The following is a 14,081-nucleotide window of genomic DNA, read 5'->3' as shown; positions in this document are numbered from 1 at the left end:
AACCTATTTCAAATCAATTACGTATTCTTTTTCACTGTTTAAAGTCTGAAATTCTTGCTCGATCATATCCAAAATCATAATCAAAATAAACAAGTTACCAATAAATGGCGTTAAATTGGCCATTTGCGGCAGCCAAAGACCAAGTAATAATGGCCAAATACTTAAGCAAATCAAAATAAAGCTGCTTGCCCAAGTTAATCTTGTAAACTTATGCATAATAAATTTTTCCGTCTGAATTCCCGGCACAATTTTATAAAAATAACTACCATTTTCTTTGAAATTACGTGCTTTAACACTAGGCTGCAGCGTAATCAAGCCAAAAACAAAATTCAGTAAAATAATAACAATTGCATAAAAAACTATCCCAATTGGTTTATTAATCGAAACAATACTAAAAACAAATTCTCTAACCTTTAACGGCGAATTTTTAACAAGCATTGGCAACAACATGAACAGCGATGTCGAGAACATAAATGGCATCGCACCCGCAGTCAATAACTTAATTGGAAAATATGACTTAGCAAATTCACTCATTAATTGCGGTTCACGATATGGTACCCGTTCCTCGGCACGAATTAATGCCAAGCCATAGAATACAACTACTAAAGTCGTCAAAATAACAATAATGGTATTAATAACTGAAAAGTTAAAGTGACTGGTTCCCCAACCACGAATCAACAATGACGGCAATGACAATACTAACTGCGGCACCATTAAAATTGCAGAGTTACCAATTCCTCGTTCAGAAATAACATTGGCTAGGTAAACTGAAATCATCCCACCAGTTACCAAAATAATAATTGCCAGGTAAAAACTGATATTATGATGATTGACATAAACAGGCAATAAAGCCTTCTTAAAATTATTTACATAAAGAAATGCCTGCAAAATTGCCACTATCAAACTGATAAAGTTTGTAATAATTCCCCATGTGTGCTGAGAAATTTGCCTTAATCTTTTTAGGTCAAGTGAAGTAACCGCCTGAACCATAATATTAGTCGTCATGTATGGCCCGATACCGAGCATCAACAATGACGGCCTAGAAGTTTGAGATCCAGTATACATTCCCAAAATACCAATTAACGTATTAGCTTTTAGATAACCAGCTGCGGCACTTTGCTTAACGAACGGAATAATGATGAACTGACCTAAGATATAAACTGTTACTAACGATAATGTCCAAAGAATTCGCTTATGTAAAACTTTTTTATTTAACATCGCCAATTCCTTTCTTAATTCTAAGCAAAATAAATTCGCATTCCTTTAATGTTACTGCCATTAACCTCAGAACAAAGTACATTACGCATGATATTACGCATAATATCTTCTTTCATTCGATTAAAACTTGCCAATGCCTCTTTTTGATATTCAAATAATGGATTAGATTGACCTGTCGTTCTTTGGGCTGTTACTGAACGCAAGGCTTCAAGATTATCTACTTCATCAACCCAAGCATCATCTATTGCCTTTACAATCGCTAGCTGCAAATAATATTGCCAAGCATCTTCATTAGCTAATGTATGCTTTTTAGCCTTTAATGCTTGCAACGCTGTCTTATTCAAAAAGCGCTCACGCTCATTATAAGAAGCTGACGCCAATTCTGATTCATTTTTAAATTCAGAGGTCATATTATCACAAACAAAATCGTTAATTTCAGCCAAAGTCAAATCTTCATTATTCAGGAAATTTTTGATGGCCTTTTGCATACTATGAATCACAACTTGATCTAGTTCCTGATTCATCTTGATGATTTGCCCGCGAGCCTGATAAACAGCTTCACGCTGCAAACGCGCAATTTCACCATACTCCAAAACCATGAAGCGTGAAGATTGCTCCTCATACTTAACACTTTTTTGTAAGCGACTAAAGAAATGCCGATAACGATTACTGTGCGGTATCTCTTGTTGCTTGTCATTTTCGTGACGGGTAACTTTGCGAGCAATTTTTTTAGAAGGATAACGACCAACCAATTGATCTTGCAGCGAAGTGTAAAAGACCGTCGTTCCCGCTTGTCCTTGACGACCAGAACGTCCACGTAATTGATCGTCAATTCGCTTAAGGGGCATCTTTTCTGTACCAATCACGAGCAAGCCGCCAGCTTTTTTAGCTTCAGGAGAAAGAACAATATCTGTCCCACGTCCGGCAAGAGAAGTTGACACTGTAATCATGCCTGCTTGTCCAGCAATTTCAATCATTGTTGCTTCTTGCGAAACTGACCATGCATTGAGCAAACTATGCGGAATATGTGCTTGTAACAGCATTTCCGAATATAAATTTGATAATGTCAATGACCCTGTCTCAATCAAGACTGGACGCCCTAAGTTATAATTCTTCTTAACCAAGTCAAGTGACGCCATCAACTTGGCTTTAGCAGTATAAAAGACCTTATCAGGTTCGTCTTTACGAATACTTGGCTTATTAGTTGGTACTTCAACAACATTTAAGCGATAAACTTGCATTAACTCCTGTTTATCGCCCTTAGCTGTTCCTGTCATTCCTGCTAACTGCGGGAACAAACGAAATAAATTTTGATAAGTAATGGTGGCAATAACTTGCTCTTGCGGACTGTTCTCTAGTCCTTCTTTAGTTTCAATAGCTTGTTGTATTCCGGCCTGCATTTGCATACCGACCATCTTCCGACCACTGTTTTTATCCAGTAAAATTACTTTGTCATCTTCAACAATATAATCGCGATTGCGAAGATGAATTTTATTTGCCTGCAGAGCAAAGATTAAGTGGCAGTATAAATTTGAATATTCTTCTGTTAAAATATTTTCTATTTTAAAGAATTTTTCGGCTTTTCTAATACCTGAAGCCAAGAACCAAACATTTTTCTGGTCTGGACTTAAGGCATAGTCAATGTCTTTTTCACAGATTTTGATAAATTTATCAGCTAAACCTGGATAATTCGACTTTCCTTTCGGTCGACCAGAAATTACTAACGGCGTAGTTGCTAAATCAAGCAAAACTGCGTCAATTTCATCAATTAACGCAAATTCAAATGCTGGCATATACTGCTGGTCAGCCGAACTAACCAAATTATTAGTTAAATAATCGAAGCCAAATGTCCCGCCGTCAGTGTAGACAATATCGTTAGCATAAACTTCTTTTTTATACTTTATTTGGTCTACATCTTTATCTTCATCTTTATTTTCTTCTTCATGAAGATCAGCATTGTAGCCGACACTTAGACCAAGCCACCGATAAACGCGTCCCATATTAAGGGCATCACGTTTAGCCAAATAACTGTTGGCAGTGATTAGGAAATTGCCATTGCCTGCTAAGCCATGCAAATACATCGGCATTGTGGCAGTCAAGGTCTTTCCTTCTCCAGTTTTCATTTCAATAACATTATGAAACTGCATGGCAACTGCGCCAAAAATCTGAACTTTATAAGGTGACAATCCTAAAACACGTTTATCAGCTTCACAAACTACTGCATAGGCCTCAACAAGTAAAGAATTGAGCGACTCACCAGCTTTAAGACGATTACGAAACTCAACAGTTTTAGCCTGCAAGGCTTCATCACTTAATTGCTCATATTCTGTTTTTAATGTAATAATCTGGTTTGTTTTTCGCCAGTATTGGTGATTTCTAATATGCATCATTATTTCAAACTAAGTAGGGGTAATAACATCCCCGCCAAAATACCAGCTCCAATTAAAATATTTAACAAAGCTAGCACCAATTCTGATTTAGTTTTGCGTCGATCTTTCATTGAAGGCAATTCCTTCTTTTCGTACGCAAAGTCTTCCTCAATTTTTTTGGACAATGAGTTCTTCATTAGTACACCTCAAAAAACTATTAGACAATTTCAGCTTTCTTTAACGGAACTGTTGCATGACGTAACTTCTTATATGCTGTTTTATTCATTTTTACCGTATTAATGTATGGAATTGTATCTTTTAAAATACTTGCCAAATTGCCACGGACTTCACCATTATTATCAACTGGATCTTCTGATAAATAGAATTGATTATGTGACTTCGTATTTTGCAATGCTGTTAATTCAATTCCCAAGAAATTAATGTTGACTGTATCATCCTTAGTCATTAATTTGCTTAATTGATCGATATAAAAGTCAAGTAAATTATTGTAACGTGCAATTACTTCATGTTCTTTTGGATCTTCAACTGTAATAAAGTTAAGGTTACCCTCATAGTAAAAGTACCGAATTACTGGTTGACCTTGCATGTCAACAAATTCAATTTCTTCTAACTTGCCATTTGCATAATAAAGGTGACTATAGACTTTACCATCAGAAGCATATTCTTCAATATAGTCATAACTGCCATCAGGATTTAAATAACGAATGTCCTGCGTTGCACGGCGCGTATTAGGGAATAAGTATTCCCGCGCAATAAAAATCCCTTGGTCATCGACAAAGATGCTGCTGTCTTTTTGCATTTGAACATAATCCATACTTGGAATATTAACTTCATTAAAGTAACGATAAGACGTAGGATCATACGTCCGACCAGTAATAGAATCAATCAGAGTTGTTCCTTGAATCCCATTAGCTTGCAAAAAATTACGCATGTTGGGCATTGAAGTTAGACATAAAAGTTGACCATTACTCTTTTTCAGTCTTGTTTTAATTTCATTTAAAACATTGCCACTTAAACTGTTAACTTCATTAATTAGCTCGTAATCCATCGACTAACTTCCTCCATTTTTTACTAATTGCACTATTACGGTATTCATCAATTCCAACTTGAGTATTACGACGCAGTTTTAAGTAATCTGCATCTAACAAACGTGTGATACCCTTCTTAATTTGAGCAACATCATAGGCTTCATCATCACGTTTAAAGTCTTCAATAAAGCCATTTTCACCATCCCGAATTAACTGGGTAGCACCAAAACGGGCATTAAACGTAACAACAGGTAATGCAGCGTTGAGGGCTTCGATATAAGTTAAACCAAAACCTTCTGAAAATGAAGTTGAAACAAATGCATCGTGCTTCGGGTAGACCAACTCTAAATGTTGTGACAAACCACGAACATGAACGTATTTTTCAGCATGGTTTTCCTTGACGATTTCTTCAAGATGCTTCTTTTCTTCGCCGGCACCATAAATGTCAAAGCTGATATTCTTACCTTCATTATGCAGTTCAATAACCGCTTTTTCAGCAATATCAACATGCTTTTCTTTAGCTAAACGTGAAGCTGTAATCAGTTTCAAACCGTTAGGTGTCCGATCCTTAATCTTCTTTGGCTTATCACTAATCCCACCAACTGGAATTGCCCAAATCTTATCTGCTTCATCAGGGAAGTTAACAAGCAAATCTTGCCGTTGCTGCTCAGTTGATACGACAACACGATCAACCTTTTTAATGTGGTCCAGTAGATATTCGTAATAATTATTCCAGAATGGTTTTGCTGGATCAACACGGTCAGCCAAGTGATCGGCATGAATTAGATAAATAATCTTGGCTTCTGGAATTGGATCATGCATTAATGCTTCATCAGCCCAATCTCCACGGTCAATGTAAAAGTTGCTCTTACCACCGAAGAAGCGGTCTAATTGTTCAAAGAAATACCGATATAAGCGAACAATATTAGCAAAATACAGATGCTCACCATGTTCTGTATATAGGTGAATATTCTGCAAACGTCCTTCTTCATGAGCATTATTAAGCGTTTCGTAAGAAACCTTTAGCTCACCGGTTTTGGTACTAAAAATTTGTGTTTGATAAACGCGTACCATCAAGATCTTACTTTCAGGCTTTTGTTTATTCTGTTCCTTAACAAAGTGATGCACAATGTGTAATCCGGAATCAGTATAAAATTCATTCATCCGCATTGTATTAGTTGCATCTGACAAGACACGTGCCTTTTTAGCAGGAAAAGTCTCAGTCAGACCATTCTTCAAATAATCATCACCTAAAACGAAGTATTCCCACATGTTAATGACGTTTTCATTCTTCAAACGCCACTTATCCATTGCCTTATGCAATTCTGGTACTTCTGCTAAAAATAAAAAGCGGTAAGGAATTCCTGCTTCTTCAAATCGTTTGGCACGATAAAACTCGGAATGTTCAATTCCTGAATTACCCATCCCCATTGCTTGGTTAACGAAAAAATCCATATTATCTCCTATCAATCATTATTAATATTTTGCTGTATTGCTTTAACTAGTGAAGTAGTTGATTGGTTATTCTCAATTTGCAATACATAGCCTTGAGCCCTAATTTCATCAATATACTCCACAATCGCATCTATTTGCTCATCACTAAATTGTCCCTGACCATTAATTTGCACAGGAATAAAGATAAACAAATTATCTTGCTGCGGTTTAAAACTAATCGTTTGAACCGTTGACGTATGCGTTCGTACACATACATTTAATACCGGCATAAAATCTGATCTTCTATTATAATGCGTCCAAATTGTGCGTATATTGCCAACATCTTTTACTGTAAAAGTATATTCATCAAGAACCGGCACCTCAGCAAGTAACAAATGCTGAAAATACAACTTTTGGTTGCCCATACTGGCCAAATCAAAGCGATATTTTTCTTCTTCGGGTTCTAAACTGAACTCGCCCTCTTTAGAAGTAAAAATTCGATAATCTCTTTGCTCTAGGCTACTGTCATAGGTAGTTAAAGCCAATGCAATCGAATCAACCGGTTGTTCTTCACTTTCAATTTGATATTGGTACTTAGTACCGATTGCCAATCTCGGCATCGTTATATTAGGGACAAAGTCGGCCGTCTCAATATGCCGCTCCTCCCAGGTAACAATCGCTTTGCCAGGAGAAACAATCGCATTTTGATAAAAAAGGTCTTCATCTCTAAAACTAACTTTTGCACCATATAGATAGATATACGCCATATTCTGCGGTCTAAAAAAGAAATGTGCCGTCAGCAGCTTTTTTTCAGTCATTGTGTAACAACTTCCTTCATCATCACAATTGGAGAAACTTGCTCAGAGTCAGCCATAATTTGTTCATTATGCCAAATTAATAGCTGAGACAGGACTTGCAGAACATCTCTGCGTGGTCCAGCAAGAAACTGTTTACTATCATCTTGCGGCAGTTGCAATTTACTCGGGAAAAAGTCATCACTTGCAGATAATTCCCCTGAAAATAATAAGCAGACATAGCGTAAACGACTGTCACTGACCACTGTCTCCCAAGCTGAATTAACTAGCTGCCAATCATTTTGGTTAGCTAACCATTTAACTTCAGCTTGTTTAGCAGTTACACAGTCATTAATCCGTGCTTGCTCATCTTGGGAATAATTCTGACTAGCCAAAAGTAAAAATTGTTTACTCCAAACAGTATCCGTTATTACTTTTGATTCCATATCAAGTGTTAAATACGCTACATAACGCGTATCAGGTTCAGTTAAGCAAGTCATTTCAATATATCTGCCTTCTTCAACAACTGGTGCTGAATACTTAGATACAATGAATTTATCATTTTCATCTGTGAAAATTACACATTGCTTTTCTTGATCCCAATGCCAATAGTGCTCATCGGGGCCAAAGCTAACGTGCGTCGGCAGGCCTACAGTATGATCTGGATTCAACCTAATCATTAAAATGGCATTATTTCTGCCCATGTAAATAGTTATCTCGGGCTTGCCTGTTTTGAAAACAAAATCATGTCCCGAACAAAGCGCGATTACTTCATCTTCAGTCATTATTCACCCCCTACTTATGTTTAAACCAGGATTCACCATTCCGATCAGCATACATAAAACGTGATGCTACTTTACGACCGTGACAAATACGTCCTTCAAAAAAAGTATAGGCAATATAATTTACAATTGCCATTTCAAAAATACCAAAATGAGTATTGCCCTGACCTAAATATTCTTGAACAGTATCATCAGTATAAAGCTTCATGAAAATACCCAAAAATTCAAGTAAAGTTTTCCGGGTACCTACAAGAATACCTGCATTTAATAACTGCAGATACTTATTTTTATGAGTAAAATCAGCTAAATAATCTGGCTTCCCATCGTCCTCAATAATATACGTGTTTAGGTCATTATATTCATCACCAATATATAATACATTATCTTCAATATCATTGAAAGGGTAGTTCATCATTTCAACATCAGCGACGTCCACCAAAGCTGCCTGATCTATTTCAATATGCTTTAGTAAATATTTATAAGCAAATTCCCAACGTGAAAAATAAAATTTTACTCCTTGATAAGGATAATGAGCAAACGGCTGACATTCAACTGCCTTCACTAATTGCGGTAGTTCTTGGTCATTTTTAAAGTTGATTAGAATGTCTGTTTCAACACCAAATTTACTTACTGAGGTTGTTAATTGCCGCGAAATTTCAGCAAGATCAACTGCTTTTTCAGGTTCATTGGTTAGATATTCACCAATAACTACATTTTTCATAAAATTATTTTTTCCAATCTCTTAATCTAGTTAAGATAATATTATAGACTTATTTTATCACTAAATTAACTTATTTTTTATTAAATTTTATGCCAAAACAGATTAATAGTTATAATTATCTTCACACAATACATATACTTACCATAATGTTAGACATCTTCATTACTATAATTTAGCTTACTTAACTAAAGAATTACTAGTCTAAAAATATTTTGCGCAAAAAAATAAAGCGAAGAAATTCGCTTTATTTTAAATTAATTTTTCTTTGTTACTTTTAAACAGATCGGCCACAAGATTGCAGCAATCACTCCAAGCCCTAACCCTGTCCATAGCATTGTCGAGGTAGTAAAATCAATTCCACGATAAACAGCATCGCGTAAACTCATGACCAATTGGCCCGTTGAGTATTGCAGAATACCAAATGAACCAAGCGTTGTTAATAATAGAGCTATTGAGGCACCATATTTACCAAAGAGCACCAACAAGATTGCTAATACAAAGCCTAGGATAATTACTAGGATTACATAGTGAAAAATATTAATAACTTGCTCTACCTGCTTATTGTTGGCAGCTAATTCGTGATTAATATTCTGCAAGATGATATGATTAACTGCCTTTTCTGTCTGATTATTCTGTGGCAGCGACAAATTCCGAGCTGTCACTTCGCCATTAGCTTCGTAAGTCACACTAAGATTATACAAGCCCATATAGGACAAATCATGATGATACTGCTTAGGTAATTGATCTAAAACCTTATCTTCCAGCCCCGCACTTTGGGCTAATTTCAATGCATCTTTGAGAGTTGTGCTGCCTGACGCTGTCGCATTTTGATTAATCACAGTACGGGCTAATTCATGAACATTAGTTACGTTAACCGTAACTGGACTTTTAAGCGTCAAGTAGCCACAAACAAAGATAACGACAATAAATACTGCTCGCAGCAGCATTCGCACAACTTTTTTCATCAAAGTATTCTCTCACTCTCTTAACAATCATGGGCACCTGCAGCCAAACAATTACAATCAACCATGTCTGGCGCCGTAGCAGCCTTTTCATTCAATTCTTGCTCAATAGTTGCGATATCTGCCTTGGACAAGGGCATCCCCTTCAAGATTTCGATTAACATTTGGCCCTTGTGCATGTCGCACATGTGACTCATCATCTCAGTTGTTACTTGAACCATCATCTGGTTTTCAGTTACTGTCGCATTATAGACAAAGCGGCGACCATCCTTGCGCGTCTTTAGCAAGCCCTTTTTCACCAAACGCCCCATCAACGTCTTAATCGTCGATTCGGACCAATTCTTTTTAGCCTGCAGCTGCTTAATGATATCGCCAGTATGACTTGCTCCCAGCGTCCATACAATCCGCATAACTTCCCATTCAGCTTCAGAAATATTATGTTCTTTAATTTTTTCTGTCATCTTGTTAACTCATTCTACTACAGCACTAGCTTTTTAAGTGCTTTAGCAATTCCGTCATGGTCATTATCATCAGTAACGTAATCAGCGGCGTCCTTTATCTGACCAGTGGCATTACCCATTGCTACCTTACAGAAATTAGGATTACTAAACATTGAAATGTCATTACCTTGATCGCCAAAAACCATTACCTGCCTTTGGTCAATCTTAAGCCGATCAGCGAGCTCCATTAAAGCATTGCCCTTAGACGCACCGACCACATTAAGCTCTACCATACTTGGAAAGCTGCGCACAACATCGTATTTGGCAAAGACCCAATCAGGAATGTTGTTCCATAATTTATCAACTTCAGCTTCACTCTCAGTCATACTAAAACCAACCTTGTTAAAAGTAAAGTCTTGGGGAATTTCTTCAGCCTTACGCACCTTAATCGTAGTCAAATTGACAGACGCATTCATTGTTAAGTGGTGTGCGAGGTCGCGATCACATGTCCAGAAGCAATCTGGCGTTTCAAAGTGTAAGTTGATATGTGCCAGCCGCTGCAAACGCAACATATTAGCAAAGTCACGATAGTCCATCTTCATGTCCATCATTACCTTACCTGCTAAGTTTTGAATAACCGCACCGTTAAATACAATATTATATTGGTCGCTACCAGATAGTCCGAGCTGCCGATTGTACGGCATAACTCCAGACAATGGTCGACCCGTTGCTAATACGACCTTAATTCCTTGACCGCTTATTTGCTTCAAGACCCTTTCGGTTTCCGGCAGGATTTGCTTACTAGTCGTCAGCAGCGTGCCATCAAGATCAACTGCCACTAATTTAATCGCCATAATTTACCTCCCACAGTTTAATTCATTCCCTTTATTATACAAAAAGTCGTAATTACTTACGACTTTTTTCAATAATTATTCTACTGTAACGCTCTTAGCAAGATTGCGAGGTTTATCAACGTCAAGGCCCTTATCCTTAGAGGCATAATAGGCAATCAGTTGTGCGACTACCACTGTAATTAGTGGTGAAAGGTAATAATTTAGTTTAGGTAAGACAACATCATCATCTGGTTTTGCCAATTCCTTAGTGGCAACAGTAATTACGCTGGCTCCTCTGGCAATTACTTCTTGGATATTGCCGCGCATTAGGTCTGCAGTTACTGGATCATTAATTAAGGCAACAACCGGTGTGTCCTTTTCAATTAATGAAATCGTTCCGTGCTTTAATTCTGCAGCTGCAAAGCCTTCTGTTTGAATATAAGAAACTTCCTTCAGCTTCAGAGCTGCTTCAAGAGCTACCGGATAATCAATTCCCCGTCCAATGTAAAACGCATTGCGTGAAGGGACGATATATTTATCCGTCAATTGCTTAATATGCTTTTGGTCAGTTAGAATTTGCTCAATTCCCTCAGCAGCAAGACTCAAATCATGAGTTAAATCTAAGTTTCGGGCAGCAGCAATTTGGCGCTTTTCACCAATTGCCTTAGCTAAAACTGCTTGGGTAGCAACTTGAGCAATATAAGCCTTAGTTGAAGCAACAGCAATTTCTGGACCGGCTTCTAGTGACATTGAATATGTTGCTTCCCGTGCCAAAGTTGAACCAGGCACATTTGTCAGTGTCAAACTTGGTAAGTTACGCTTAATTGCGGCCTGCAAAACAACACGTGAATCAGCGGTCTCGCCAGATTGTGACAAGAAAATCAAGAATGAATTCTTAGGCATCATTGGGAAGTGGTAACCAGCTTCAGAAGCAAAGCCAACTTCGGTTGGAATTCCCGTGTACTTTTCTAATAAAGCCTTACCGACTAAACCGGCATGGTAACTTGTTCCTGCCGCAAAAATATAAAACTTCTCGGCTTGAGACAAGGCATCAACGATTTGTGAGTCAACTTTAGGCTCACCATTTTCATCAAGATAATATTGCACTAAGTGGCGCAACACACTTGGCTGCTCAGAAATTTCTTTTAACATGTAAAACTCATAAGTACCTTTTGAAGCAGCATCAGGATCAATATCTAAGTGATGCGGGGTCCGCGTTACCTTTTCACCAGCAATGGTTTCTAATTCATAGCCATCTTTGGTAATGTCAGCAACTTCGCCATCATGCAAGTCAACAAAAGTCTTGGTTTGATCCAAAACTGACAAAGCATCTGAGGCAATAACGTTAAAGCCATCACCTAATCCCAACATCATTGGTGACTTGTTTTTAGCAACATAAATGTGACTAGGGTTAGTATTGTCAACCAGCAAGATTGCGTAAGAACCCCTAATAAGTTGCAGTGCCTTTTTCAAAGCAGTAAAGGCATCAAGTTGCTCATCGCGGGCAATTTTACTAATTAATTGAACTACAACCTCAGTATCTGTGTCTGACTTGAGGTCTACTCCTTGTAAGTAGTTATCTTTAAGTTCCTGATAGTTTTCAATGACACCATTGTGAACCATGTAAAAGCGGTTAATTTCATCAAATTGTGGGTGAGCATTAGCTGTAGTTGGCTTACCGTGTGTTGCCCACCGAGTATGACCAATACCAACTTGTCCCTGTTCATCTGGAGTCATTTCATCCTTCAAATTCTGAATCCGGCCAACTGTCTTAGTCAGATATTCGTTGCCTTGAAGGTCATTAAGATAAATTCCAGCTGAATCATAGCCACGGTATTCTAAGTTAGTTAGGCCGCTAAGAACAATTTCTCTGGCTGATTTACCAACAATTCCAACAATTCCACACATGTTTTTCTCCTTTGGTCTAGTTCGATTTTTTAAGATTGATTAAATTCAAATTTATAGCTACAGAAGGAATATTAGTCTATTTATAGAGATTGGTCAAGTATGAAATTTGATAATTGGTATAGACTAAGTCAGAGATAGTCTATCATAGCAAAAAAGAAGCAGAGAAAAATATTTTTCTCTGCTTCTTTTTAATTTCAAATTTTAGATACCCATTTCTTGTTCAACAACATCGGTAATGCGTTTAACATAAGCATCAGTTTCTTCTTGAGTTGGGCCTTCAGCCATCACCCGCAAGAGTGATTGCGTACCAGATGGCCGAACCAGAACGCGACCTTCACCATCCATATCAGCTTCAACTTCCTTGATTACATCAAGGATTGGTTGGTGCTCACGCCAGCTCTTCTTGTCATCAACAGGAACATTAACCAAGCATTGTGGGTATTCCTTAAAGTCAGCTAATAGCTCGGTCAATGACTTACCAGTTCTCTTCATAACTAGCATCAAGTGCAAACCTGTCAGCATTCCATCACCAGTGTTGTGATAATCACTCATGATAACATGACCTGATTGTTCACCACCAAGGTTATAACCGTTAGCGCGCATTTCTTCAGAAACATAGCGGTCACCAACTTGAGTGCGGACATTTTTAATGCCCTTTCTTTCAAGTGCCTTGGTAAAGCCAAGATTACTCATCACAGTAGTCACGATTGTGTCGTTCTTGAGGCGGCCGCCATCAGCCATATAAGTACCCAAAACATACATAATATGGTCGCCATCAACTTCATTACCGTTTTCATCAACAGCAATACAGCGATCAGCATCCCCGTCAAAGGCTAAGCCCAATTGAGCGCCTTGTTTAACAACTTCTTCTTGTAATTTTTCAGTATGAGTTGCACCAACGCCGTCGTTAATGTTCATTCCGTTTGGATGGGTAGCAATCGTGGTAAAATCAACACCGCAATCCGCAAACAACCGCGAAATTAATCTACTTGCGGCACCATTAGCACCATCAATCACGACTTTAATTCCGTCAAGGTCTTCTGGAATTGTGTTTTCAATAAATTGCAGGTACTTAGAACTGCCCTCATGAAAGTCGGTTACTGTACCTAAGCCTTCAGCTGATGGCCGCGGCAAAGTATCTTCCTTAGCATCGATTAATTTTTCGATTTCGCCTTCCATTTCGTCAGACAACTTCAAACCATCACTACCAAAGAACTTAATACCATTATCTTGAACTGGATTGTGTGATGCCGAAATCTGCACACCAGCATCGGCACCTTGAGCGCGTACTAAGTAGGACAAGCCCGGTGTAGTAATAACACCAACTTCCAAAACTTCAATACCAACTGATAATAAGCCTGAAATCAGTGCATATTCAAGCATCTGTCCTGACATTCGAGTATCGCGAGAAACCAAAACCTTAGCTTGTTGGTCCTTAGCCTTATTTTTTGTCAAAACATAGCCGCCATCACGACCCAACTTAAACGCTAATTCTGGAGATAAATCTTGATTTGCGACTCCACGTACACCATCGGTACCAAAATATTTTAACATTAAAAACAACCTTCCTT

The 14,081-nt window shown here is 37.9% G+C and carries 13 protein-coding genes; all 13 read right to left on the bottom strand.

Annotated elements, in window-relative coordinates; all coding sequences use genetic code 11:
* Positions 1–3: 3 nt before the first annotated feature.
* Positions 4–1,218, bottom strand: a complete 1,215-nt coding sequence (locus tag OZX58_RS02810; RefSeq protein WP_277131287.1) for a hypothetical protein — start codon at positions 1,216–1,218, stop codon at positions 4–6.
* Positions 1,219–1,238: 20 nt separating this feature from the next.
* A complete protein-coding gene (secA, locus tag OZX58_RS02805; protein ID WP_277141379.1) occupies positions 1,239–3,608 on the bottom strand; it encodes a preprotein translocase subunit SecA in 2,370 nt (789 codons plus the stop codon).
* Positions 3,608–3,784, bottom strand: coding sequence for a hypothetical protein (locus tag OZX58_RS02800; protein WP_277131285.1), 177 nt, complete (start codon positions 3,782–3,784; stop codon positions 3,608–3,610). Before OZX58_RS02800 ends, secA begins: the two co-directional genes overlap by 1 nt.
* Positions 3,785–3,804: 20 nt before the next feature.
* Positions 3,805–4,656: a hypothetical protein gene (locus tag OZX58_RS02795; protein WP_277131284.1), complete on the bottom strand. Its 852-nt coding sequence runs from the start codon at positions 4,654–4,656 to the stop codon at positions 3,805–3,807.
* Positions 4,637–6,091, bottom strand: a complete 1,455-nt coding sequence (locus tag OZX58_RS02790) for a glycosyltransferase (protein WP_277131283.1) — start codon at positions 6,089–6,091, stop codon at positions 4,637–4,639. The genes OZX58_RS02795 and OZX58_RS02790 overlap by 20 nt, the downstream gene beginning before the upstream one ends.
* Positions 6,092–6,102: 11 nt before the next feature.
* Complete coding sequence (locus OZX58_RS02785; RefSeq protein WP_277141378.1) at positions 6,103–6,888, bottom strand: accessory Sec system protein Asp3; 786 nt, start codon at positions 6,886–6,888, stop codon at positions 6,103–6,105.
* On the bottom strand, positions 6,885–7,649 hold the full coding sequence (locus tag OZX58_RS02780; RefSeq protein WP_277131279.1) for a hypothetical protein: 765 nt from the start codon (positions 7,647–7,649) through the stop codon (positions 6,885–6,887). The genes OZX58_RS02785 and OZX58_RS02780 overlap by 4 nt, the downstream gene beginning before the upstream one ends.
* 10 nt (positions 7,650–7,659) lie before the next feature.
* Positions 7,660–8,367, bottom strand: coding sequence for a hypothetical protein (locus OZX58_RS02775; RefSeq protein ID WP_277141377.1), 708 nt, complete (start codon positions 8,365–8,367; stop codon positions 7,660–7,662).
* Positions 8,368–8,621: 254 nt separating this feature from the next.
* Positions 8,622–9,332, bottom strand: a complete 711-nt coding sequence (locus OZX58_RS02770) for a hypothetical protein (protein WP_277141376.1) — start codon at positions 9,330–9,332, stop codon at positions 8,622–8,624.
* Between the two features lie 20 nt (positions 9,333–9,352).
* Positions 9,353–9,790 carry a CopY/TcrY family copper transport repressor gene (locus tag OZX58_RS02765; protein ID WP_277141375.1) on the bottom strand — a complete coding sequence of 146 codons (438 nt, stop codon included), beginning with the start codon at positions 9,788–9,790 and terminating at the stop codon, positions 9,353–9,355.
* Between the two features lie 17 nt (positions 9,791–9,807).
* A complete protein-coding gene (locus OZX58_RS02760; RefSeq protein WP_277141374.1) occupies positions 9,808–10,623 on the bottom strand; it encodes a Cof-type HAD-IIB family hydrolase in 816 nt (271 codons plus the stop codon).
* A 75-nt stretch (positions 10,624–10,698) separates the two neighbouring features.
* Entirely contained in the window at positions 10,699–12,510 is a 1,812-nt protein-coding gene (gene glmS, locus OZX58_RS02755; protein ID WP_277141373.1) for a glutamine--fructose-6-phosphate transaminase (isomerizing), read from the bottom strand.
* 201 nt (positions 12,511–12,711) lie between these two features.
* Complete coding sequence (glmM, locus tag OZX58_RS02750; protein WP_277141372.1) at positions 12,712–14,064, bottom strand: phosphoglucosamine mutase; 1,353 nt, start codon at positions 14,062–14,064, stop codon at positions 12,712–12,714.
* Positions 14,065–14,081: the final 17 nt, after the last annotated feature.

Origin of the sequence: Lactobacillus sp. ESL0680 (assembly GCF_029392855.1) — a bacterium.
Classification (GTDB): Bacteria; Bacillota; Bacilli; order Lactobacillales; family Lactobacillaceae; genus Lactobacillus.
Note: the sequence above shows the minus strand (reverse complement) of the source record. Positions and strands in the feature narration are given on the sequence as shown.